This window comes from Amycolatopsis sp. w19, assembly GCF_051373225.1.
Lineage (GTDB): Bacteria > Actinomycetota > Actinomycetes > Mycobacteriales > Pseudonocardiaceae > Amycolatopsis > Amycolatopsis japonica.
This window is the reverse complement of record NZ_JBPQFM010000019.1, coordinates 1-23032: the sequence shown is the minus strand read 5'-3', so window position 1 is coordinate 23032 and position 23032 is coordinate 1. Positions and strand designations below refer to the sequence as shown.

26 protein-coding genes and 1 pseudogene are annotated in these 23032 nt (G+C 69.1%); 19 read left to right on the top strand and 8 right to left on the bottom strand.

Features of this window, described 5'->3' with window-relative positions; genetic code table 11:
- Nucleotides 1–66: 66 nt before the first annotated feature.
- Both ACSMFO_RS30195 and ACSMFO_RS30190 read right to left on the bottom strand, forming a co-directional pair.
- A complete protein-coding gene (locus tag ACSMFO_RS30195) occupies nt 67–1560 on the bottom strand; it encodes a DHA2 family efflux MFS transporter permease subunit (protein WP_436461364.1) in 1494 nt (497 codons plus the stop codon).
- A gap of 519 nt (nt 1561–2079) precedes the next feature.
- Nucleotides 2080–2541: an Rrf2 family transcriptional regulator gene (locus ACSMFO_RS30190; protein WP_436461363.1), complete on the bottom strand. Its 462-nt coding sequence runs from the start codon at nt 2539–2541 to the stop codon at nt 2080–2082.
- Between the two features lie 307 nt (nt 2542–2848).
- Here ACSMFO_RS30190 and ACSMFO_RS30185 point away from each other — a divergent pair, with 307 nt between their 5' ends.
- The 15 genes from ACSMFO_RS30185 to ACSMFO_RS30115 all read left to right on the top strand — a co-directional run bounded on the left by ACSMFO_RS30185 (nt 2849) and on the right by ACSMFO_RS30115 (nt 15940).
- Complete coding sequence (locus ACSMFO_RS30185) at nt 2849–4012, top strand: 3-deoxy-7-phosphoheptulonate synthase (RefSeq protein ID WP_436461362.1); 1164 nt, start codon at nt 2849–2851, stop codon at nt 4010–4012.
- 66 nt (nt 4013–4078) lie between these two features.
- Complete coding sequence (locus tag ACSMFO_RS30180) at nt 4079–5425, top strand: salicylate synthase (RefSeq protein ID WP_436461361.1); 1347 nt, start codon at nt 4079–4081, stop codon at nt 5423–5425.
- Nucleotides 5422–6465: a ketoacyl-ACP synthase III family protein gene (locus tag ACSMFO_RS30175; protein ID WP_436461360.1), complete on the top strand. Its 1044-nt coding sequence runs from the start codon at nt 5422–5424 to the stop codon at nt 6463–6465. The genes ACSMFO_RS30180 and ACSMFO_RS30175 overlap by 4 nt, the downstream gene beginning before the upstream one ends.
- Nucleotide 6466: 1 nt before the next feature.
- Nucleotides 6467–8095 (top strand): (2,3-dihydroxybenzoyl)adenylate synthase, encoded by a 1629-nt coding sequence (locus tag ACSMFO_RS30170; protein WP_436461359.1) that lies wholly within the window; start codon nt 6467–6469, stop codon nt 8093–8095.
- Nucleotide 8096: 1 nt separating this feature from the next.
- Nucleotides 8097–8354 (top strand): phosphopantetheine-binding protein, encoded by a 258-nt coding sequence (locus ACSMFO_RS30165; RefSeq protein ID WP_007032082.1) that lies wholly within the window; start codon nt 8097–8099, stop codon nt 8352–8354.
- Complete coding sequence (locus ACSMFO_RS30160) at nt 8351–8767, top strand: cupin domain-containing protein (protein WP_436461358.1); 417 nt, start codon at nt 8351–8353, stop codon at nt 8765–8767. Before ACSMFO_RS30165 ends, ACSMFO_RS30160 begins: the two co-directional genes overlap by 4 nt.
- A complete protein-coding gene (locus ACSMFO_RS30155; RefSeq protein WP_038519521.1) occupies nt 8764–9090 on the top strand; it encodes a hypothetical protein in 327 nt (108 codons plus the stop codon). Before ACSMFO_RS30160 ends, ACSMFO_RS30155 begins: the two co-directional genes overlap by 4 nt.
- Entirely contained in the window at nt 9087–9488 is a 402-nt protein-coding gene (locus ACSMFO_RS30150; protein WP_436461357.1) for a cupin domain-containing protein, read from the top strand. Before ACSMFO_RS30155 ends, ACSMFO_RS30150 begins: the two co-directional genes overlap by 4 nt.
- Nucleotides 9481–10200 carry a cupin domain-containing protein gene (locus tag ACSMFO_RS30145; RefSeq protein ID WP_073847388.1) on the top strand — a complete coding sequence of 240 codons (720 nt, stop codon included), beginning with the start codon at nt 9481–9483 and terminating at the stop codon, nt 10198–10200. Before ACSMFO_RS30150 ends, ACSMFO_RS30145 begins: the two co-directional genes overlap by 8 nt.
- Nucleotides 10197–10583: a cupin domain-containing protein gene (locus tag ACSMFO_RS30140; RefSeq protein ID WP_073847387.1), complete on the top strand. Its 387-nt coding sequence runs from the start codon at nt 10197–10199 to the stop codon at nt 10581–10583. The genes ACSMFO_RS30145 and ACSMFO_RS30140 overlap by 4 nt, the downstream gene beginning before the upstream one ends.
- Before the next feature lie 19 nt (nt 10584–10602).
- Entirely contained in the window at nt 10603–12180 is a 1578-nt protein-coding gene (locus tag ACSMFO_RS30135; protein ID WP_436461356.1) for a GMC oxidoreductase, read from the top strand.
- The gene (locus ACSMFO_RS30130) at nt 12149–13384 is read left to right on the top strand and encodes a DegT/DnrJ/EryC1/StrS family aminotransferase (protein ID WP_436461355.1); all 1236 of its coding nucleotides are present in this window, start codon (nt 12149–12151) and stop codon (nt 13382–13384) included. The genes ACSMFO_RS30135 and ACSMFO_RS30130 overlap by 32 nt, the downstream gene beginning before the upstream one ends.
- A 2-nt stretch (nt 13385–13386) precedes the next feature.
- The gene (locus tag ACSMFO_RS30125; protein WP_436461354.1) at nt 13387–14901 is read left to right on the top strand and encodes an iron-containing alcohol dehydrogenase; all 1515 of its coding nucleotides are present in this window, start codon (nt 13387–13389) and stop codon (nt 14899–14901) included.
- Nucleotides 14898–15443 (top strand): VOC family protein, encoded by a 546-nt coding sequence (locus ACSMFO_RS30120; protein WP_436461353.1) that lies wholly within the window; start codon nt 14898–14900, stop codon nt 15441–15443. Before ACSMFO_RS30125 ends, ACSMFO_RS30120 begins: the two co-directional genes overlap by 4 nt.
- 8 nt (nt 15444–15451) lie before the next feature.
- Nucleotides 15452–15940 carry a quercetin 2,3-dioxygenase gene (locus tag ACSMFO_RS30115; RefSeq protein WP_038519542.1) on the top strand — a complete coding sequence of 163 codons (489 nt, stop codon included), beginning with the start codon at nt 15452–15454 and terminating at the stop codon, nt 15938–15940.
- On the opposite strand, the gene ACSMFO_RS30110 is transcribed toward ACSMFO_RS30115, so the two are convergent.
- The 4 genes from ACSMFO_RS30110 to ACSMFO_RS30095 are packed head-to-tail and all read right to left on the bottom strand — an operon-like array spanning nt 15941 to nt 18266.
- Nucleotides 15941–16510: a GNAT family N-acetyltransferase gene (locus tag ACSMFO_RS30110; protein ID WP_436461352.1), complete on the bottom strand. Its 570-nt coding sequence runs from the start codon at nt 16508–16510 to the stop codon at nt 15941–15943. It lies immediately after the preceding gene.
- Between the two features lie 7 nt (nt 16511–16517).
- A complete protein-coding gene (locus ACSMFO_RS30105; protein WP_436461351.1) occupies nt 16518–17099 on the bottom strand; it encodes a hypothetical protein in 582 nt (193 codons plus the stop codon).
- On the bottom strand, nt 17081–17725 hold the full coding sequence (locus ACSMFO_RS30100; RefSeq protein WP_038519549.1) for a spermidine synthase: 645 nt from the start codon (nt 17723–17725) through the stop codon (nt 17081–17083). The genes ACSMFO_RS30105 and ACSMFO_RS30100 overlap by 19 nt, the downstream gene beginning before the upstream one ends.
- Before the next feature lie 22 nt (nt 17726–17747).
- On the bottom strand, nt 17748–18266 hold the full coding sequence (locus tag ACSMFO_RS30095; protein ID WP_378415595.1) for a TrmH family RNA methyltransferase: 519 nt from the start codon (nt 18264–18266) through the stop codon (nt 17748–17750).
- Between the two features lie 102 nt (nt 18267–18368).
- On the opposite strand from ACSMFO_RS30095, the gene ACSMFO_RS30090 reads away from it, so the two are divergent.
- Nucleotides 18369–18557, top strand: a complete 189-nt coding sequence (locus tag ACSMFO_RS30090) for a DUF1918 domain-containing protein (protein WP_436461350.1) — start codon at nt 18369–18371, stop codon at nt 18555–18557.
- A 3-nt stretch (nt 18558–18560) separates the two neighbouring features.
- On the opposite strand, the gene ACSMFO_RS30085 is transcribed toward ACSMFO_RS30090, so the two are convergent.
- A complete protein-coding gene (locus ACSMFO_RS30085; RefSeq protein ID WP_436461349.1) occupies nt 18561–19730 on the bottom strand; it encodes an MFS transporter in 1170 nt (389 codons plus the stop codon).
- A 176-nt stretch (nt 19731–19906) separates the two neighbouring features.
- On the opposite strand from ACSMFO_RS30085, the gene ACSMFO_RS30080 reads away from it, so the two are divergent.
- Together ACSMFO_RS30080 and ACSMFO_RS30075 are read left to right on the top strand one after the other, a co-directional pair.
- On the top strand, nt 19907–20221 hold the full coding sequence (locus tag ACSMFO_RS30080) for an ArsR/SmtB family transcription factor (protein WP_436461348.1): 315 nt from the start codon (nt 19907–19909) through the stop codon (nt 20219–20221).
- Between the two features lie 197 nt (nt 20222–20418).
- On the top strand, nt 20419–21591 hold the full coding sequence (locus ACSMFO_RS30075; protein ID WP_038519557.1) for an MFS transporter: 1173 nt from the start codon (nt 20419–20421) through the stop codon (nt 21589–21591).
- Between the two features lie 4 nt (nt 21592–21595).
- Here ACSMFO_RS30075 and ACSMFO_RS30070 read toward each other — a convergent pair whose 3' ends face one another.
- A complete protein-coding gene (locus ACSMFO_RS30070; RefSeq protein WP_034304513.1) occupies nt 21596–21895 on the bottom strand; it encodes a DUF3017 domain-containing protein in 300 nt (99 codons plus the stop codon).
- Between the two features lie 154 nt (nt 21896–22049).
- Between ACSMFO_RS30070 and ACSMFO_RS30065 the strand changes: the two are divergent.
- Nucleotides 22050–23032: pseudogene (locus ACSMFO_RS30065) on the top strand (hypothetical protein); the annotation flags it as partial.

Here is a 23032-nt window from a genome sequence, read left to right as displayed (position 1 = left end):
TCGACCGAAAAGGCCCCTTTCGCCGAAGCGAAAGGGGCTTTTCCGCATTCTGTGGTGTGCGGGGCTTCAACGCCCCGCGGGGGATTTCTCCGCCTGCGCCGTCGAGACTTCCGCGGCGCGGGGCCGTCCCACGAACAGCGCGGACGCCACCAAACCGACCAGCAGGACCAACGCCGGCAGGTACATGGACTGGCTGAGCGCGCTGCTCAGCTTGTGCAGCACCGTTTCGCGCAGTTCGGGTTGCAGGTCGCGCACACTGGTGCCGTCACCGGTTTCGCCGATCGGACCGGCGGGAAGCCCCTGTGCCGCGATGCGCGTCGACAGCAGCGCGCTGATGGCGGCCGAGCCGAGCGTGAAACCCATTTGGCGGGTGGTCAGGAACACGCCGGAGCCTGCTCCCGCCTGATGCATGGACAGGTTCCGGATCGCGTTGGCCGCGAGCGGCGCCCAGACGAAGGCGTTCGCGATACCGGCGATCGCGCCGAGGACGACGAACAGCGCCAGGGACGAATCCGGCGTCATGACCCACGTGTAGCCGAACAAGGTCCCGGCGAACAAGGCGAAACCGATGGTCGGGATCATCCGCGGCGGCAGCCGATCGGCGATCTTGCCGACGAAGGGCGCGAGCAAGCCGGTGAGGATCGCCATCGGCGCGAAGACCATCGCCGACTTCGTCGGTGACAGGTCACGCACCTGCTGCAGATAGAAGTAGGCGATCACGAACAGGCCGTTCACCGCCGAGGCCATCGAAGTGACGGCCACATTGGACAGTGAGAAGTTGCGGTCCTTGAACAGGCTCAGCGGGACCAGTGGTTCCCGCGTGTTGCGGGATTGGTTGACGACGAACAGGATCAGCACGGCGACCCCGGTGACGATCAGCGCCCAGATGACGAGGTCCCAGTTCCTGGCGTTGCCCTCCTGGATACCGAACACCAGCAGGAACATGCCGATCGCGGACAGCGCCATCCCGGTGATGTCGAATTTGTGCTCCCGGGTCTCCAGCGCGGGCACCAGCCAGACCGCCAGTACGAAGGCGAGGATGCCGATGGGCACGTTCACGTAGAAGATCCATTGCCAGCCCTGCCAATCCACCAGCACGCCGCCCACGATCGGGCCGACCAGCGCCGCCAGCCCGGCCGCGCCACCCCAAAGCCCCATGGCCGCGCCGCGCTTGTCCGGCGGGAAGGTCCGGGTGATGACGGCCATGGTCTGCGGCGTCATCAGGGCCGCGCCCAGTCCCTGCACGACGCGCGCCGCGATCAGCATGTCGATACTGGTGGACGCTCCGCACCAGAGCGAGGCGCCGGTGAACACCACCAGGCCGAGCAGGTAGACGTTCTTGGGGCCGAAGCGGTCGCCGAGCCGTCCGGTGATCAGCAGCGGCACCGCGTAGGCCAGCAGGTACGCGCTGGTGGCCCAGATCGCCTGGGAGATGTCGGCGTGCAGATCCGCCATGATCGCCGGGTTGGCCACCGCGACGATGCTCATGTCCAGCAGGAGCAGGAAAAAACCGACGATGACCGCGTAGAGCGCGGGCCACGGGTTGGATTTCGAGGACATGGCTTCCGTTCTGGTCGTCTCCGCTGTACATGAAGGCCCCCTTCCTGTACCTAGGCGCAAGGAAGGGGTCCTTCATGTACTTCCGCTGGAGCCTTCAGCCCGCGCGCAGCGGCAGGAACACCGCACCGATAGGTACGGATCAGACGTTTCGCGCTCATTGACCGTCCTTTATGGATGGACTTGACCGGGTTCTGCTGCGGTGGGCCTGATCGGCCCAGTCTCGACTGAACAACCGCGTCATCGCATGCGAAGAAAGTCCCTTCATCCCAGGTGTTCCGGCCTGCGGCGCTTCTCGTTTCCCATGACCGAACGGACGACACGCGTGATCGGGTAGACGACACGCGTGACTGAACGGACGACACGGGCGCGACCGGGCTGCACGGCGGGTCGTCCCCCTGGACACGCGTGTCGTCCATCCCGTCACGCGTGTCGTCCCGCTGATCACGCGACATCGCCACCCACGCACGCCAAGACACGGGCGCGACCGGGAACCCGAGACGCCATACCAGGGCTCCGACCTCAGACGCGGCCGGCGCGAAGACCTTCTTCGCGGGCGAGCTCGCGTCCCTTGGCCAGCACCTGCTGGACGAGATGGGCGATCGTCGTGCGGCCGAGCCGTTCTTCCATGGCCTGTTCGGCTTCCCGGAACTCCGCGTCGAGCAGAGCGCGCATATGGCGGCCGACATCGCACGTCGTACTGGGCGGATGGGCATGGCGCGTCAGGATCGGCCCCTGCTCGACCGCGGTGTACGCGTCGTAGAGCGTGATCTCCCCCGGCGGACGCGCCAGCGTCCAACCGCCGCCACGTCCCTCCGTCGACCGCACCAGCCCGGCGTCGCGAAGGCTGCCGAGAATGCGCCGGACCAGCACCGGATTGCTCGCCAGACTGTCCGCGATCTCCGCGGAGGTCAGCGAATCCTCCCAGCGCGCCAGCATCGTCAGCGCGTGAATGGCCGCCGCGCTCCTGCTGCTGAGAGCCACCTCATCCCCCCTTCGAAACTGCAACCAGCATAGTTTCAGTTGGAGCAGGCGTCAACGACCGGCGAACTGCCGGATTCGTCGCCGATAGCGGGCGGGCCGCATTTGTCCCGCTGGCGAGACGGCGGGGAACCGCGGATCTACTCAGGTGCCCGGTGTTCTGATAGATTCGGTGATCGAATCCGCCGCGAAAATTCAGCGGTGTCTGGCGAGTGAATTCGCCGCTCATGCCCAGCGATTAAGTAATGGTCGAACGCCGCCGATCAAGCGATCGAATTCCGGCGAACTCGGCTCATTGGGGGAGGCTCTGGTGCGGAGTGATCTACCGGTGATTTCGGCCGAATCGGCTTTGCAACAGCCGGAATGGCCCGATCACCAGCATGCGCGAATGGTGAGAGAGATACTCGCCGATCGGCCGCCGCTGGTGTACGCGGACGATGTCCACAAGCTGGGTTCTCACCTGTCGAGGGTCGCGGCAGGGGAACTCCTGGTCGTGCAGACGGGCGACTGTGCCGAGGATCCGGCGGAATGCACGCCGGGGTACGTGGCCCGCAAGATCGCCTTGCTGGACATGCTGGCCGGGGCGTTGAAGATGGCCACCGGCAAACCCGTACTGCGAGTGGGGCGGATCGCGGGCCAGTTCGCCAAGCCGCGGTCCCGGCCCGCCGAGCGGGTCGGTGGCGTCGACCTGCCCGTCTATCGCGGTCACCTGGTCAACAGCCCGGAGCCGGATCCCGTGCTTCGCAGGCCGGATCCGGAGCGCCTGCTCGAGTGCTACGACGCGGCGAACGCGGCGATGGAGTACCTGCGCCTGCGCAACGGCGAACGGCCGGAGGCGTCGGTCTGGACCAGCCACGAGGCACTGCTGCTCGACTACGAGCTGCCGATGCTGCGCCGGACCGAGGCGGGCCGATGGCTCCTCACCTCGACGCATTGGCCATGGATCGGCAACCGCACCAACCAGCCGGACGGTGCCCACGCCGCCCTGCTGGCCACGATCGACAACCCGATCGCCTGCAAGGTGGGGCCGGATATGACGCCGGACGCGCTGGTCGCGCTCTGCGAGCGCCTCGACCCCTTCCGCGTCCCCGGCAGGCTCACCCTCATCTCCCGCATGGGCGCCGGGAAGGCGGCCGAGCGCCTGCCACCACTGGTCGCCGCGGTCCGCGAGGCCGGCCATCGGGCAGGCTGGCTCACCGATCCCATGCACGGCAACACCGTGAGCGGCCCGGACGGGCTGAAGACCCGGTTCGTGGAAACCGTCGTACGGGAGATCCTCGAATTCAGGAGTGCGGTGTCCGAAGGACGAGGAGTGGCCGCCGGGCTGCATTTGGAGACCACTCCCGACGAGGTCACCGAATGTGTCGCCGACGAGTCGATGATCGGCCATGTCGGCGACAAATACACCAGTTTCTGTGATCCGAGGCTCAACCCGAAACAGGCGATCGAAGTGGTTTCCGCCTGGCGCCGGTAGCACCAGGGCTGATTCGGATCCGTATTCCTTTCCTGTCGTCGTGTCAGCAGAATCGAGGGCTTTGTAATGGGCGGGACAGAGTGGGCGCACTACGTCGAGACGTCGATCGAGGTGGCGGGTGATCCGCTGGAGGTGTCGGCAAGGCTGGCCGAGGCGGGCCCGCACGGCGAATTCGTCATCTACGAGAAGGACGGGCAGTGGTCCTATGCGGGCGGAGTGCTCGCCGAAGTGACGCTCGACCGGGACGGGGCCCGGCTCGGCGGCGTGCGGACCGCGCGGCTGCCCTGGAGTGATCGGCCGTTGCGTCAGGTCAAGGAACTGCTCGGGATGGTGCCCGTCCGGGGCTGGCGGGCCTACGGTGCCGCGACGTTCGAGCTGTCCTACGCCAAGGACGGCGACCTGAAGCATGTGGACGACCAGCCCCTGCTGCATCTCGTGGTGCCCAAGAGCGAGGTGCGCATCGGCTCCGGCCGGGCATGGGTGCGCTCCACCGACCCCGACACCCTCGCCGTCCTCGTCGACCTGCTCGGCCGCCCCGCCGAAGGCCGTGAGAGCGACGCCGTTCCGCTGGACGTCAGGCAGACCGGCCGCGACGAGTACCGCGCCGCGGTCGCGGGCGCCGTACAGGACATCGCCGACGCGCGGCTGCAGAAGGTGATCCTGTCCAGGCTCGTACAGGTGGACGAGGACATCGACCTGGTCGGCACCTATGTGCTCGGCCGCCGCCGGAACACCCCGGCCCGGTCCTTCCTCATCCGGCTGGGCGGCCTGGAAGCCGCCGGGTTCAGCCCGGAGATCGTGGTCAGCGTGACCGAGGACGGCACGGTCGTCAGCCAGCCGCTGGCCGGCACCAGGGCGCTCACCGCGGATGCCGCGACCAACGACCGGCTGCGCGGGGAACTGCTGTCGGACGAGAAGGAGATCTACGAGCACGCGATCTCGGTGAAGGTCGGCAACGACGAACTGCTCACCGTCTGCGAACCGGACTCGGTGGGTGTCCGCAACCTGATGACGCTGGAAGAACGAGGCAGTGTCCAGCACATCGCCTCCCGGGTGACCGGCAAGCTCTCCGCCGGTCACGACGCTTGGGACGCCTTCTCCGCCGTCTTTCCCGCGGTGACCGCGTCCGGGGTGTCGAAAGAGGCCGCGTACGAGGCCATTCGCCGCTATGAGACCGAACGTCGCGGCCTGTACAGCGGCGCCGTGCTGACCGTGGACGAGTCAGGAGCGATGGACGCCGCGCTGGTGCTGCGGACCGTCTACCGCCAGGACGGCCGGACCTGGCTGAGGGCCGGTGCGGGCATCGTCGGCCGGTCGCAGCCGGACCGGGAGTTCGAGGAGACCTGCGAGAAGCTCGACAGCGTCGCGCGTTTCCTGGTCGCCGCCGAGATCAAGGCGGAGGTGCCCGCGTGAGGACGGAGGACGTCTACCTTTCCGGGATCGGCAGCGTCCTGCCGGACCGGGTGAGCACCGAATCCGCGGTGACGCGAGGCTGGTACGACGAGGCGGACCGCGAGGCGTCGGGGATCCTGTCGGTCACGGTCGCCGGGTCGACGCCCGCGCCGGACATGGCGGTCGAGGCCGCGAACGTGGCGATCCGGCGTTCCGGCCGGACCGCGGACGATTTCGGTGTCCTGTTCCACAGCCACGCCCATCACCAGGGCCCGGACGCCTGGTCGCCCGCGCACTACATCCTGAACAACACCCTGGACCGGCCGATCCCGGCGATCGAGGTCAAACAGGGCTGCCTCGGCGGGCTGGCCGCGCTCGAACTCGCCGCGACCCGGTTGCTGGCCAATCCGAGCCACCCGTCCGCGCTCGTGACCGCCGCGGACAACTTCTCCATCCCGCTGGTGGACCGCTGGCGCACCTCCTCGGCGTTCGTGCTCGCCGACTCCGCCGCGGCGGTGGCCCTGTCCCGCGGCGGCGGATTCGCCCGGCTGCTGGCGATCGGTTCGGTGTCCGACGCCCGGATGGAGGCGCTCGACCGCGGCGGCGACCCGCTGTTCCCGCCGGGGGTGACCGTCGGGGAGCCGTTGGACTTCACCAAGCGGCGGGAGTACATGCGCGAGCAATGGGCGCAGGGGGTCACCCCGCCCATCGGCTACTTCGGCGACAAGATCGTCGCCGTCACCGAGTCGGTGCTCAAGGAAGCGGATGTCACCTTCGACGAGATCGCGAGGGTCGCGCATCCCGGTTTCGGCTGGGAATCGCTGGAAACGATGTTCCTCGATCCGCTGGGGATCGACGCCGAACGCGGGATCTGGGACTACATCAGGAAGGTCGGGCACGCCGGGGTGACCGAGGTGTTCCTCGGCCTCGAACATCTGTGGACCTCCGGACAGGTCGGCCCCGGTGACCGCGTACTCCTGGTGTCCTCGGGAGCGGGCGCCTCCATGGGCGCCGCCGTCGTCGAAATCCTCACCGCCCCTCAGCCAGCGACGGAGAACTGACGTGTTGGAAGGATGCACCCCCTGGCCCGCCGATCCGGCGCGGCGCTACCGGGAAGCCCTGCTGTGGCGGGGCGAGACACTCGGCACCGTGCTGCGGACGGCCGCCGCCGAGTACGGCGACGCCATCGCGCTGGTGCACGGCGACCGCCGGATCACCTACGCCGAACTCGACCGCTGGGCGGATCGGATGGCGGCGGGCTTCGCCAGGTACGGCATCTCCCCCGGCGACCGGGTCGTGGTCCAGCTGCCCAATGTGCCGGAGTTCGTCGCGGTGTGTTTCGCCTTGTTCCGGCTCGGCGCCAAACCGGTGTTCGCGCTGACCGCGCACCGCTCGCAGGAGATCGGGCATCTGTGCCGGATCACCGGCGCGGTGGCGTATGTGCTGCCCGGGGTGCACCGCGGGTTCGACCACCGGGTGCTGGCGAAGGAGGTCCGCTCGGGAGCACCCTCGCTCCGGCTGTTGTTCAGCCTCAGCGGCAAGGGCGGCGATGTCATCGATCTGTCCACGGTGGACGCGGAACCGGTCGAGCTCCCCGGGCAGGATCCGTCGGACGCGGCGTTCTTCCTGCTCTCCGGCGGGACGACGGCCTTGCCGAAGGTCATCCCGCGCACCCACGACGATTACGCCTACCAGATCCGCGCCACGTCCGCGGTGCTCGGAATGTCCACTTCGGACGTTTACCTCGCGGTCCTGCCGCTGGAGTTCAATTTCACCTGGGGCTGCCCCGGAGTGCTCGGCACGCTGGTCTCCGGCGGCACGGTGGTACTCGCCGACGACCCGACGGCCGACGACTGTTTCGCCCTGATCTCACGCGAGCGGGTCACCGTGACCTCGGTGGTGCCGAGCATCGCCCAGCTGTGGCTGGAGGCGGCGGAGTGGTCCGAGGCGGACCTGTCGAGCCTGCGGGTGGTCCAGATCGGCGGCGCCAAACTGCAGCGGTCGGTCGCCGAGCGGATCACCCCGGTCCTCGGCTGCGAGCTCCAGCAGGTCTTCGGTATGGCCGAGGGGCTGCTCACCCTCACCAGGCTCGGCGACGCACCGGAGGTGGTACTGGGTACCCAGGGCAGGCCACTGTCCGAAGAGGACGAAATCCGGATCGTCGGCCCGGACGACCGCGATGTCGCCGACGGCGAGATCGGCGAACTGCTCACCCGCGGCCCCTACACCTTGCGGGGCTACTACCGCGCGCCCGAGCACAACGCGATCGCGTTCACCGAGGACGGTTTCTACCGCAGCGGGGACCTCGCCCGGCTGACCGCCGACGGCGATCTGGTCATCGAGGGCCGGATCAAGGACGTGATCATCCGGGGCGGCGACAAGATCTCCGCGGCCGAGGTGGAAGGGCACCTGCTCGGTTATCCGGGAGTGCTCCGCGCGGCGGTGGTCGGCGTGCCGGACGACCTCCTCGGGGAACGGACCTGCGCCTATCTCGTGGTGGCAGGCGAACGCCCGTCATTGCCCGACCTCAAGCGGGCCCTGCACGACTGCGGGCTGGCCGGCTACAAGCTTCCCGACCGGGTCGAGTTCGTCGACGAACTCCCGGTCACCCCCTTGGGCAAGGTCGACAAGGTGGCGCTGGTGCGGCTCGCCGAGCGATCCCGTCTGTCGGTAACGAACCGGAAAGGCTGACATGGACACCGATTCCCCGTCGAGTACGCAACCACCCGGCGAGCAGGAACTGCGCGAACTCCTGGCCCCGTTGCTGGACACCCGGCCCGAGGACGTTCCCGGCGACGCCAACCTGATCCTGCAGGGCCTGACTTCGATCGACATGATGCGGCTGGTCGGTCGCTGGCGCCGGGCGAAGGTGCCGGTCGTCTTCGAAGAGCTGGCTTCCGCTCCCACGCTGAACGGCTGGCTCGCCCACTTCGACGGACTGCGGAAATGAGCCGCGGCATGGTGGTCGCCGACCTCGACCAGGCGTCGGTGGTCCACGGCGTGCACGGCGCGGACGGCGCCTCCGAATGGAAGGCGTTCGCCCGCCGCCATGACCTGTTCGGCTCGTGGGAGGCGGTCGAATGGGCCGCGCTGCCGCCCGGCGGGATCAGCGGCGAACACGTGCACACCCGGACCGAAGAACTCTATTTCGTCATCTCCGGCACGGGGACCATGCTCCTCGACGGTCAGGAGCACCCGGTGCGGGGCGGTGACCTGATCCTGAACGGCATCGGCACCCGGCACGGCCTGATCAACTCGGGCGAAGACCGGCTGACCTGGCTGGTCGTCGAAGTGGTCGGCCCGCTTATGGCCGCCGTCTATTCCGAACACCAGAAACTGACCGAAAACGGGGGAAAACGATGAGCAACGCCGTGGTGATCAATCTTCGTGAAGTACGGGAGATCGACGCGCGTGTCTTCTTGAGCGGACCGCTCGGCCGGATCCGGCTGCCGCAGTTCGAGCCCGGCCAGCAGGAGACGCTGATCGCCGAGGACCAGGAGCACACCCTGTTCATCGTGCGCGGCAACGGAACCGCGGTGACCGGATCGACGACGGTGCCGCTGCGCGCCGGCGTCGCCCTGACCCTGCCGCTGGGCAGCAGTGTCACGGTGGAAGCGGGCGACGAAGGCCTGGAACTGTTCATCGCCAGCCTCACCACACCGCAGACCGCCGGGGCGGCGCGGTGATCGTCACCAACGCCGAGGGGCTGAGCCGGAGCCAGGACGGCGGCGCCTGGCGCTGTCTGGCCCGGCGCGGGATGTTGCACAGCGAATGCGAGGCCTTCGACTATCTCCGCCTGCCGCCGGGCGGGACGAGGGACGGGCGCGGCCGGGAAGGGGTCGACGCGGTCTGGTTCGTGCTCAGCGGCGAAGGAGAATTCAGGCCAGGTGCCGAGGATTCCGTCCCGCTGCACCCTGGCGACCTGGTGCTCTGGTCGGGCGGAACGCGCGGTTCGGTGCACAACCCGTCCACCGGTCACCTCGAACTGCTTTCCTTCGCGGTGCTGCCCACCGCGGTGACCGACCGGCTCCCCGCGCGGATCCCGGTGGCGCCCGCGCCGTTGACCGGAGCCGACCATGGCTGACCGGCTGACCGTCACGACGCTGGACGAGCTGTCCGAGGTCTACGAAATGCACGGCGGCGAGAAGGTCGCCCGGTGGAAATGCCTTGCCAGGCGGAACAATCTGTTCGGGGCATGGGAAGCGGTGGAGTGTTCCTTCCTGCCCGCGGGCGGGGCCAGCGGCGTGCACCTGCACAGCCGGACCGAGCAATTCGACTATGTGGTCTCCGGCAGCGGCGTGATGACGATCGACGGCGTCGACCATCCGGTCACCGCCGGCGATCTGCTCACCACCTGCCTCGGCACCCGGCACGGTATCCGCAATGTCGGTGACGAAGACCTGATCTGGCTGGTCATCGAGGTTTCCGGCCCGGGAATGGTGCCGGAGGTACCCGCACAGGACACCAGCGGCGACCGCGCCGAGGTGATCAAGCTCCGCGAGGTCCGCGATGTCGACGCGCTGGACTATCTGTCCGGGCCGCTTCGCCGGGCCCGGCTGATCGAGCTCGCTCCAGGGCAGGCCGAGACCCTGGTGGCCGACGAGCAGGAGCACGTGCTTTTCACGCTCGGCGGCACCGGATCCGCGAAATCCGGGTCCACCACCGTCCCGTTGCGCTACGGGGTATCGGTCGGGGTGCCGTTCCGCGGTTCCGTCACCGTCGAGGGCGGGCCGGACGGACTGGAGTTCTTCGTGGTCAGCCTGGTCGTCCCGGCTGACGCGGGAGGTGCGGAATGATCGTCTCCGACTCCGGCGACGGACTCACCCGGACCCTCGACGGCGACGCCGGGGAAGCGGTGTGGCGGTGCCTCGGGCGCCGCGGGATGTTGTTCAGTGAATGCGAATCCTTCGATTTCGTCCGCCTCGCACCGGGCGCGGTCCTCGACGGACGTGGCCGGAGTGACATCGAAGAAGCCTGGTTCGTGCTTCGCGGCGAGGCCGAGTTCGTCGAGGACGGCCAAGACCCGCTGCGCGCCCGCGAAGGCGAACTGGTCTTCTGCGCGCACGCGTCGGCCGGTCATTGGCGGAACGTCGGCGACTCCCCGCTGGAAATGCTGTTCCTGGCGTTGATGCCCGCTTCGGTGAGCCTGCGGTTGCCGACCCGCACCCCGTCCGACTGACCAGGGAAAGGAGAGTCCCATGAGTCACCAGCGAATCGAGGTCGACGTTCTCGTCGTCGGTTCCGGGCCGGTGGGCGCGACCTTCGCGCGCACGCTCGTCGAAGGCGGACGCAGCGTCATGATGGTGGACGCCGGTCCGCAGCTCTCCAGCCGTCCTGGCGAGCACCTGAAGAACCACTTCGCCTACCAGCACAGCCATGAGCGCTTCGGCGGTCTGGTCAGCGGGCATCTGCACCCGCTGTCGGTTCCGGCCGCCGAGCCTGCCGAGCCCGGCCGGTTGATCAGCCTGGACGCGGGCGTCGCCACCTATGCGGTCGGCGGGATGGCCACCCATTGGACCGGGGTGACCCCACGGCACCACCCGGCCGTCGAACTGTCCGACGCCTTCACCGCCGCCGAGTGGAACCGGCTCTACGACGACGCCGAGGCACTGCTTCACACCGGAGCCGACCTGACCGCGGACGCCGTCTCGCATCGGATCGTCCTGGACGCGCTCGCTTCGGAATACCGCGAGCTGCCCGACGCATACGGGGTCCGGCATCTGCCGATGGCGGCGCGACGCCGTGCCGACAACCCGCGGCTCGTGCGCTGGACCGGGACGGACACCGTTCTCGGCCCGCTCGCGGACGGCGGGCGGGACGATTTCGTGCTGCGCGAACAGCATCTGTGCCGCCGTCTCGTACCGTCGGCGGACGGCGGGCGGATCGAGTACGCCGAGATCGAGGACCACCGCGACTGGCGGACGCTGCGGGTCACGGCGAACACGTACGTCCTCGCCTGCGGCGCCGTGCTCACCCCACAGTTGCTGTACGCCTCCGGTATCCGTCCGCCGGCGCTCGGCCGCTACCTCACCGAACAGCCGGTCGCCTTCTGCCAGGTCGTGCTCCGCGACGACCTCGTCGCTCGCGTGGCGGCCGACGAGCGCTTCGCCGAGCGGGTCGCCGCCCACCGGGCGAGCCGTCCCGCCGATCCCCTGCCCATCCCGGTGGACGACGCCGATCCGAACGTCTGGATCCCGGTGTCGGCGGACCGTCCGTGGCACTGCCAGATCCATCGCGACCTGCCCTACGCCGATCTGGTGCCGAACCGGGAAATCGACAAGCGGCTGGTGGTCGACCTGCGCTGGTTCGGGCTCGTCGACCCGCGCCCGGAGAACCGGGTGCGGTTCTCCGACACCGAACAGGATGTCTTCGGCCTGCCGCGACCGGGCTTCGACTTCTCGCTCGGCGAACGGGATCGCGAACGGCAGCATCGGATGATGGCGGACCTCCGGCGGGCCGCGGCCGCGCTCGGGTCGTACCTGCCGGGGTCGGAACCACGGTTCATCGTTCCCACGCTTCCGTTGCACATCGCGGGAACCACCCGGATGGGCACCGACGCGGACACCAGCGTGGTCGGCCCCGGTTCGCGGGTCTGGGGCGTCGAAAACCTCTATCTCGGCGGAAACGGCCTCATCCCGACCCCCAACGCGAGCAACCCGACCCTGACCAGCGTCGCGATGGCGTTGCGGGCGGCGCGCGGAATTCTCGGCACTGAACATCCATCCTCGGCGGAAAGGCGCGCAGATGAGCGGCCCGGGCTACTTGTTCCTCGGTGACGAAGAGAAGGCGTTGGTCACTCGTGCGCTGGACACCTGGCAGCTGAACAGGTACCGGTTCGACGAGAACGCCGAACCGTCCATGGTGTTCACGCTCGAACGCGAATTCGAGCAGCGGACCGGCGCCGCCCACTGCTTGGCGGTGAACAGCTGCACCTCCGCGCTGCTCACCGCGCTCGCGGCGCTGGGCGTCGGCCCCGGCGACGAGGTGATCGTCCCCGGCTACACGTTCATCGCGTCCATCGCCGCCATCGTCCACCGCGGCGCGGTCCCGGTGCTCGCCGAGATCGACGAATCGCTGACCCTCGACCCCGAAGACGTGGCGCGCCGGATCACCCCCGCGACCAAGGCCATTCTCGCGGTGCACATGCTGGGAGCGCCCGCCGCGCTGGACGAGCTGCGCCGGATCGCGGACGACCACGGCCTGTTCCTGATCGAGGACGCCGCCCAGGCCACCGGCGGACGGTACCGGGGCCGCGCACTCGGCACCGTCGGCGACGCCGGCGCCTTTTCCCTCAACCTCTTCAAGATCATCACCAGCGGTGACGGCGGGCTTCTCACGATCGCGGACGACGAGGCCTACGAACGTGCTTTCGCCTTCCACGACCACGGGTTCAAACCGATGCGCCACGGCATCGCCGACGCCGACTCGCTGTTCGGGCTGAACCTGCGGATGCACGAGCTGAGCGGCGCCGTCGCGCTCGGCCAGCTGCGCAAGATCGATCTCATCCTGGAAACCCTGCGCAAGCAGAAGACCGCGCTCGCCGAGGCGATCGGTGAGCTGCCCGGCGTCGAGCGGAGGCGGCTCAACGATCCGGACGGCGAATGCCATTCCTTCTTCGTGCTGCGGTTCGAAACCGTCGAGACGGCGCGGGCGGTGGCCGCCAAGCTCGGCACCTCCACGCTCATCGATTCCGGCCGTCACTACTACGGGAACATGCCCCAGCTGATCAGCCGTCGCATGCCCACCGCGTCGGAACATCCTTTCGGCTGCCAGGCCCATCCCACCGAGGTCCGGTACGAACCGCACATGCTGCCGCGTACCGACGACATCCTCGGCCGGTCGATCACGCTGTCCGTCGGCGTGGTCGACGGCTATCTCGGCGCCGGATTCGGCATCACACCGCTCTCGACGGCCGACGAGATCGAGGCCGTCGCCACCGCAGTCAAATCAGCCGTCAACGAAGTGGTCGCGAGGACGTGAACATGCAACCGGTCGAATCGAAACCGGTGGAGACGGGTCCGCCCGCCCACCACTGGCGGGTCGAGGCCCAGCTCCCCGTCGACTACGAAGTCCGGCTGACCACCGGCGTACTCGACCCGTCCAACCCGGCGTTGCTCGACGCGGGCACCCTCGTCCGCGCCGAACGGCTTCGGCGGTTCGTCGTGGTCGACGCCGAGGTCTACGCCATCTACGGCGACAACGTGCGCAAATACCTGGAACACCACAACGTCGAATACAGCCTCTGCGTCCTGCCCGTCTCGGAGGAGACCAAGACGATGGAGTCGGTGTTCACCGTGGTGAACGACCTCGACTCGTTCGGTATCTCCCGCCGGAACGAGCCGATCATCGCCATCGGTGGCGGCGTCGTGCTCGACATCGTCGGCCTGGTCGGCAGCCTGTACCGGCGCGGGACCCCGTACGTCCGGGTCCCCACTTCACTGATCGGGCTGGTCGACGCCGGCGTCGGCATCAAGACCGGCGTGAACCACGGCGACCACAAGAACCGTCTCGGCTCGTACTTCGCGCCGACGGTGGCGTTGCTGGACCGCGATTTCCTGGCCACAGTGGACGGTCGGCACATCAGCAACGGCCTCGCCGAGATCCTCAAGATCGCGCTGATCAAGGACGCGAGGCTGTTCCGGCTGCTGGAGGACCACGCCGAGTTGCTCCTCGCCGAACGGCTCACAGGCCAGACGCAGACCGGCGACCTCGTCGCCGGCGAGGTGTTCAGCCGGGCGGTGGGCGGCATGCTGGAGGAGCTGCAGCCGAACCTGTGGGAGAAGCAGCTGGAACGGGTGGTCGACTACGGTCACTCGTTCAGTCCCACGCTGGAGATGCGGGCGCTTCCCGCGTTGCTGCACGGCGAGGCCGTGACCATCGACATGGCGCTGACCACGGTGCTCGCCGAGGCCCGCGGCCTGGTGTCCACAGTGGACCGCGAGCGGATCTTCCGGCTCATGCGTCGGCTGCGCCTGCCCGTCTGGCATCCGTTGATGGAGGCCGAACTGCTGGACCACGCGCTACGGGAGACGGTCCGGCACCGGGACGGGCTGCAACGGATGCCGATCCCGGTCGGGATCGGTGCGGCCTGTTTCCTCAACGACCTCACCGCCGCCGAACTCGCCCATGCGGCGGAGAACCTTCGTACGCTGCACGAGACGGGGGCGGACGAGGTGATCGTCACCGACGTCGGCGGCCGGTCCGACGCCGACGGGAACCGCCTGATCGACCGGGGTGGGCTGAGCAGCACCTGGCAGGCGATCCACTGGGCTTCGCTGCCGCCCGGCGGCCTCCGGGTGGAGGACACGCGGGCCGGGACCGACAAGTTCTGTTTCGTGCTGTCGGGCGAAGGTGCGCTGCGGGTCGACGAGGTGTCGCACGACTTGCGCCCCGGCGACCTGATCGCCACCCGAGCCGGTGCGGTGCACCGTTTCGCGAATCAGGGCACTGAACACCTGAACTGGCTGATGATCGAAGTGCCCGGCGGCGTGGCATGACCCGGCGGGGCATCCCCGGGGCCAGGGCGGTGCACCATGTCGCCTACACCGTCCCGGATCTGGAGCAGGCGGTCGAGTTCTTCGTCGAGGTCGTCGGCGCGGAGCTGATCTACACCGAGGGCCCGGTGCAGGACCGGGAAGGCGACTGGATGACCCGCAAACTCGCCGTGGACGCCTCGGCCGTCGCCAGGGTCGCCATGCTCCGGATGGGACCGGTGACCAACCTGGAGCTCTTCGAGTACACCGCGCCGGATCAGCGCCGCGAGCTTCCCCGCAACAGCGACTGGGGCGGTCACCACCTGGCGATCCACGTCACGGACGTCGACGCCGCCGCGGCCTATCTGCGGACCCGACCGGGTGTCCGTGTCCTCGGCGACCCGGAAACGATCACCGACGGGCCGATCGCGGGAGATCGATGGGTGTACTTCCTGACGCCGTGGGGGATGCAGATGGAATTGATCGACATCCCCGCGGGCGCGCCGTTCGAACAGGAGACCGCCGCGCGCCCGTACCAGTCCGACCGGCCATGGGCCAACCGCTAAGGAGCAGCATGACCGAACCATCCGCGCTCGTTCCCGCCGGCCACGGGCCGACGACCTGGTTCGACGGCAACGTCTACACCGTGAAGGCGAGCGCCGAGAGCACCAACGGCGCCATGTCCGTCCTGGAGTCCTCGATCCTGCCGGGAAGCGGTCCGCCGCTGCACGTCCACACGCAGGAGGACGAGGCGTTCTACGTCCTGTCCGGCCAGCTGAGTTTCACCGTCGGCGACGAGCAGTTCCTCGGCAAGGCGGGGGATTTCGTGCTCGTCCCCCGCGGCGTCCCGCACTGCTTCAAGAACATCAGCGCCCACGTCGCGCACACGATCTTCGTCTACACCCCCGCCGGGTTCGAGAAGTTCTTCCAGGAGGCGGGTGATCCGGCCGTGCCGGGCATGCCGGTCCCGAAGTGGGGGCCCGCGGAGTTCGAACGGGCGGCGGAGATCGCCGCCCGGCACGGCTGGGAGGGGCCGAGGACGGAGCAGGAGGCCGGCCGGTAGCTACTTCCTCTTCCCGGCTCCCGGCCACGGTCCCGGCGTCTCGGCGGGCAGTTCGGCCTGCTCGACCTCGGTGCGGAACAGCCGGAAGCCGCGCGCCTGGTAGTTCTTGAGCGCGGCCGGGCCGTCGGTGGTGCACGTGTGGACCGTGACGCGGCGCGCCGGCGCTTTGCCCGGCCAGCGCTCCGCGAGCGTCCACGCCTCCCGCAGCGCGACGGTCAGCAGATGCCCTCCGAGGCCCTTGCCGACGAAGGACGGCATCAGGCCGAAGTACGCGAGTTCCACTTCGCCCTCGACAGTGCCGTCGAGCTCGAAGTACCCGCACGGCGTCCCCTGCGCGTACGCCACCCAGGTCTCGACGCCCGGCCTGTCCAGCCACTCGATCCACTGATCCCACGACCAGCCGAGCCGATCGATCCAGAACCAGTCGCCGCCGACGGCGGTGTAGAGGTAGCGGTTCAGCTCCGGGCTGACCAGCTCGGCGCGGGTGACCGTCACCGGGACGGCAGGCGGCTTCGCCGCGCTCAGGTCGTCCGGTGAGGTCTGTTCGAGGTGCCAGGTGGTGATCTCCATGCGGGGATCATTTCAGCCAGACCCGCAGCGGCCCCAGCGCCGTGTAGCCGTCGCGGAGGGCGGCGTCGAGATCTTCGCCGCGTTCGTAGCCGGTGATCGGCAAGCCGGGGAAGCTCGCCGCGACGGCCGAGGTCGCGCCGCGCCAGGCCTCGTCCAGGTCGCCCTGAGTGTACAAATTGGACAGTCCAGCGAAGCCGCCGTCACGATTGGCCGTCACTCCGGCGACGCCGTTCGACCACACGGCGACGGACGGATCGTCGAACCGGTCGTCGACCCGGGCCCAGCCCGGTTCGAGCGGCACGTCGGCCATCCGCGCGATCCACGTCGCCTCGAAGAGCACCTCGAAACCTTCGCGCGCGAGATCCAGGCAGGCGAAGCTGTCCTTCACCGCGCAGCCCGGTGAGGCGTCGATCCCGTCCAGCACCTCCGCGACCGTCGCGTCGGGAGTCAGAGTCACCGCGTCGGGGTACAGCGGCGGCGTCCGGATCGGCGACTTCCAGACGCGAGCGGTGAAGGTGCCGGTCCGGCACACCACATCGCACCAGCGGGCGTTGACGCGCGCGGCGTCGGCTACACCCGCGCGAACCACAGCACGTCCGGTTCTCCTTGCGGCACCGGGATCTTCAGCTCCCGAACCTCGCCGAACCGCGCCCGCAGCCGTTTCGCGAACGACGGCACCGACTCGGCACTCCACACCGCGAGCACGCCGCCCGGCCGCAACCGCGCGGTGAGCATATCGAGACCGGCGTCGGAATACAGCTTCGCGTTGCCGTCGGTGACCGTCCACTCAGGACCGTTGTCGATGTCGAGACACAGCGCGTCGAACCGCTCTTCCGTACGGCGCAACCATTTCACCAGATCGGCCTCGACCACGGTGACCCGTTCGTCGGACAGGGCGTCGTCGTGGACGTCCTTGAGCGGGCCCTCGCGGTTCCAGCCGATCACGGCGGGCTCGCGCTCGACGACCACGACCTCGCCGACACCGGGGTGGTCCAGCGCGGCGCGCAGCGAATAGCCGACCCCGAGCCCGCCGATCAGCATCCGCGCCTTGCCCGGCACCAGATCCGCGGCCACCGAGACGAGCAACCGTTCGGATTCACCGTTACGGGTGTCCATCAGGAAGACGCCGTTGGCGATGACCTCGAAATCATCGCCCGCCCTGCGGAGCACCAATTCGCCGCTCTTCCCGGCCACCTTGTCGAGTACGTCGGTCATCCGGGCAGCCTATCGACGACGGTCAGAGCAAGCCCGCCAATTTGTACAACACCAGACTGCCGGCGACGGCGACGTTGAGGCTCGCGCCGGTGCCCACCATCGGGATTTCGACGACGGTGTCGAGAAGGTCGAGCGCTTCCGGCGGAATCCCCTGCTGCTCATGGCCGAGCACGGCGATCGTCCGCCCTCGCGCGGGCGGGAGATCGGCGAGGCGCACGGCCTCGTCGGCGAGTTCGACGCCGACGATCACCGTGCCCGCCGCCTTCTCCCGCGTCAGCCAGCCGGGTGGATCGTGCACCCAGTGCACACAAGCCGGACGCCGCAACGTGTTCCCCCGGCGCAGCGCCTCCGGCACCCAGGGAAACCTCGGTACGGCAAGGCAAGCGCCCACGGCGTCGCAGGTCCGCAGCAGGGTGCCGAGGTTCGCGCCGTGCAGCGGCCACAGCGGTGCCGCGACGAGATGCCCCCAGCAGGAATGGGATTTCCTTCTTCTGGCCGCACGCAGCTCCGAGGGCGTGCGGACCCGGATCGACGGGCTCACCGGACGTGAGGCGTCGCGCCTCCAAGGATTTCGAGGATCATGCCGACACTGTAGCGGGATCAGTCCGACGCTCCTAACCTTGAAACGTCGGAGGTGGTTCTCATGCAGGCGACCGTCGGAGACGAGATCCACGTGCACGGACGCACGGTGGGCTCGGCCGGACAACGCGGCGAGATCCTCGAGGTACGCGGCGAACACGGTGCCCCGCCGTATCTCGTCCGGTTCGCGGACGGACACGAAGGGCTGGTCTTCCCCGGCCCCGACTGCGAAGTCCAGACGCGCGCCGAGTAGTCGTCACTCGGCCATGGCGGGCTGCTTCACGCGGCTCCGCCAGCCCGCCACGACCACGGCCGCGCCGAGCGCGGTCAGCACCGCCGCGATCTCGGGCAGCAGGAGCGGCCCGCCGCCGCTGAGCACCGCTCCCCCGACCAGGCCGGAGAGGCCGACGCCGAGGTAGATCGCGGACGCGTTGAGCGAGAGCACGAGCCCGGCGTTCTGCTTGGACAGCTCGATCAGCCGGTGCTGGATCGGTGGGTTGACCGACCAGGTGGCCAGGCCCCAGAGGAAGAGGACGACGGCCGCGCCCGCGACGGTGGTCGCCACCAGCGGCAGCATCGCGAGCACCACGGTGATCCCGCCGAACACGATCAGCAGCGGTCCCCTCGCGCCCCAGCGGTCGGTGGCGCGGCCGCCGAGGACGTTGCCGAGCGCGCCACCCGCGCCGTAGACGAACAGCAGCAGGCTGACCGTCGTGCCGTGGATACCCGCGGTGGCCGACAGGACCGGCGAGATGAAGGTGTAGACGGAGAACGCGGCGAGGCAGCCGAGCACGGTCGCGCCGAGCATGGCGAGCACACGTGGATCCTTGGCGACGGTGAACCGTTCGACCAGCCGGACCGGGGGCGGCGCCGGGACGGCGGGCAAGACCATCCGGACGGCGAAGGCGCCGAGGAGCGAGAAGGCCGCGACGAGCGCGAAGACGGCCTGGTAGCCGACGCTCTGCGAAAGGACACTGCCGAGCGGGACGCCCAGGATCGTCGCGACGGTGAGCCCGCCGAAGACGAGCGCGACCGCGCGGCCCCGGCGTTCCGGCGACGTGAGCTCGGCGGCGACGGCGCTCGCGGCCGGGGTGAAGACCGCAGCGCCGATCGCGGTGACGACGCGCGCGAGCAGCAGGGTCACGTAGCCGGGCGCGAGGGCGGCGAGCGCGTTGCCGATGGCGGTGACGACGAGCGCGGCGACCAGGAGCGTGCGGCGCTCCCAGCGGCCGGTGACCGCGGCGAACAAGGGCGAGCCGACCGCGTACGCGATGGCGAAGGCGGTGACCAGCTGGGCGGCGGCCGTCTCGGAGACGGCGAGCTCGCCGGTCAGCGCCGGCAGCAGCCCGGCGACGACGTAGCCGCTGGTCCCGACCGCGAAGGTGCCGAGCGCCAGCACCGCGGTCCTGGGTGGTGCGAAAGTCATGACTCCCCAGCTCCAGACCCCACAGATCGCGTTTAGCCCGCTAAACGCAGGTCGGCGCCGGATCGCGGTTAGCCCGCGAAAGGCGACACGGGGTCGTTGTTCGATGGTTGTCGTAGTTCGATGGTGACCGTACTACGGATAGGCGGGAAGTTCGAGGGGCGTCGTACTATGGACGGATGGCCGCGACGCAGCAGTACGCCTATCCCGATCGGGACGAGATCCGGATCGAGGCGGTCCTCGCCGCGCTCGCGGACCCGGTCCGGCTCGACATGGTCCGCCAGCTGGCCGACGCCGGATCCGAGATCTCGTGCAGCGGTTTCGACGTCGCCGTGACCAAGTCCACACTCACCCATCACCTGCGCACACTGCGCGAAGCGGGCATCATCATGGGCCGCCAGCAGGGCACCGCCCGCTACAACTCGTTGCGCCGCAACGATCTCGACGAGCTCTTCCCGGGACTGCTCCAGGGCGTGCTCGCCGCCCGCCGCTGAGGGTGGTCAGCCTCACCCGAAACCGGGATGACAAACGCCCCCTCGATCCGTTGAACTGGACGCAGGACAGCTCGTCGACGCTGGGGCCGCACGCGCGCTGTCTTCTTTTGTGCCCGAGACCTAAATCGATTCAGCTCCCCATCCGCGACGCTGGGCGAGTAATCGTTTACTCACGTACGACCCCCGGAAGGAGAGCCGTGCCCGTCGCGCTGCTCGCGCTCGCCATCGGTGCCTTCGGCATCGGGACCACCGAATTCGTCATGATGGGCGTGCTGCCCGAAGCCGCCGCCGACTTCGGCGTGTCGATCCCGTCCGCCGGTTACCTCATCTCCGGCTACGCCCTGGGCGTCGTGGTCGGCGCACCGCTGCTCACCGCCGCCGCCGTCCGGCTGCCACGCAAGACGATGCTGCTGGCGATGATGGGGCTGTTCACGCTCGGCAACACCCTCTTCGCGCTTTCGCCGAACCAGGAGTTCGGTGTCGCCTTCCGCTTCCTCGCCGGCCTGCCGCACGGCGCGTTCTTCGGCGCCGGCGCGGTGGTCGCGTCCAGCCTGGCCAAGCCGGGCGAACGCGCGAAGGCCGTCTCGATGATGTTCCTGGGCCTGACCCTGGCCAACGTCGTCGGCGTGCCGCTGGGGACGCTGCTCGGCCAGAAGGTCGGCTGGCGCGCGACCTTCGGCGTCGTCGCCGTGATCGGCCTGATCGCCATGGCCGCGATCGCGAAACTGGTCCCCCACCAGGGCAAACCGGCCGAGCCGTCGCTGCGCGGCGAACTCGGCGCGTTCCGCCGTCCGCAGGTGTGGCTCGCCCTCGCGATCGTCACCTTCGGCCTCGGCGGCGTGTTCGCCTGCCTCTCCTACATCGCGCCGATGCTGACCGACGTCACCGGCTACTCGCCGTCGAACGTCACCCTGCTGCTCTCGCTGGCCGGGGTCGGTATGACGATCGGAAACATCCTCGGCGGCAGGCTCGCCGACAAGGCGCTGATGCCGAGCCTCTACGTCTCGTTGTTCGGCCTGGCCACGGTGCTGGCGATCTTCACCTTCACCGCGAACGGCAAGGTCGGCGCGGCGGTGACGATCTTCTTCGTGGGCCTCGCCGGGTTCATGATCGGCCCGATGATGCAGGCCCGGATCATGGAGAAGGCGGGCGGGACGCCGTCGCTGGTCTCCGCGGCCGTGCAGTCGGCGTTCAACATCGCGAACTCGATCGGCGCCTACCTGGGCGGACTGGTGATCGCGGGCGGCTTCGGCCTGGTCGCGCCGAACTGGGTCGGCGCGTCGCTGGCCGTCCTGGGGCTCTCGCTGGCCGTCGTGTCCGGCGGCATGGACCGCCGCGAAGCACGCCTGGCCCCCGCGATGGCGTCCTGACCTCTTAGGACAGGGGCCCGCCGGTGATCGTGAACGCGATGAAGAGGATCAACACCGACAGCGCGCCGTAGGTCAGGACGTCGACCGGCTTGCCCCGGATCGCCAGCAACCCGGCCTTCGCTTCGGGCAGCACCGCCCGGAGCAGGCCGGCGAGCAGCAACGCCCCGCCGATCAGCGCGGCCCCCTGCCGCCAGTGGTACTGGCCGATCCGCAGGGCGGCGACCGCCACCACCAGCATCACCAGCAGAAACGGCAGGTGATGGAGCAGTGCCCCACGGTCACGCCGCTGTCCGGCCACCGCCATCAGTCCTCGTCCTTCGGGGTCTCGCCGGCAAATCGGTTCACCCCGTCAGTATCCCGGGTGAGTGATCGGGCAGCAGGTCAGGGCGACTTCCGGGGGAGTCAATAGCGGCAAAACCCACATGCGGGGTGCACAGGAGCGCGGATACGGTCAAAATGTGACCGTGGCACAACCGACGACTCAGTTGAACGCGACCGAGCAGGACACCCTGGTCAAACAGATCGGCCTCGCCCTGCTGCGGGCCGCTCCGCGTGATTGGCGGAAGGTGACCGCCGAGTACCGAGCCGTCGGCAGGTACCACGAGATGACCGGCGAGATCATCACCGAGGACGGCACCTCGCACGAGTGGGTCGCGACGCACGACATCGCGACGCTGTTCGGCAGGCTCCGTGCCGGGATGTACCGCGACGGCCGCGGCACCTGGTTCAACGCCCGTTACCAGCTCGACCACCCGTCCAGCTACAACCTCGAATACAACCGCGACGAGCCGCAGTGGCGTCTCGCGCCGCCTCCGCAGGCGCTCTCCGACGAACTGCGCATGTTCCCCCGCTCCGAGGAGAACGTGCCCGAATGGCTGATCCGGCGCATGTCCGGCCTCGGCCCCGAGCAGCCAGGACCGCATTTCCGCATCGCCCGCATCTTCGACACCATCGGCCCGGCCGGACGTCCGGTGATCAACCGGCCCGACCTGGAGATCGAGGAGCAGGACAGGCTGCTCGAATACCTCGACCACGCGCCGCTGGTGGTTACCGAACGCGGTTACGACATCGACAGGCTCGCCCAGACGCCCGAGGCCACCGTCCCGGTCGCCTTCCACAGCGACGGGCAGTGGATCTGGCCCGCCGCCGTCAACTTCTACCTGCGCGAGTACGGCGTCTCGCCGGAGCTCGACCTGATCGACCACGTCCGGCAGAACGACTTCGCGCTGCCCGAGGTCGACGCCCCGACGCTGCAGGCCGCGGCGGGGTACCTCACCCGGGGGAATCAGCCCCCGCAGCAGCGCCCCGGCCCCGGTGGCCCGGGTGGACCCAACGGCGTGCCCGCGGGCCCGCCTCCGCAGGGCCCGCCGCAGAACGGCCCGGCGCCTTCGCAGCAGGCCGGTCCCGGCGCTCCGGGTCAGCCCGGTCCCGGTGGTCCGGG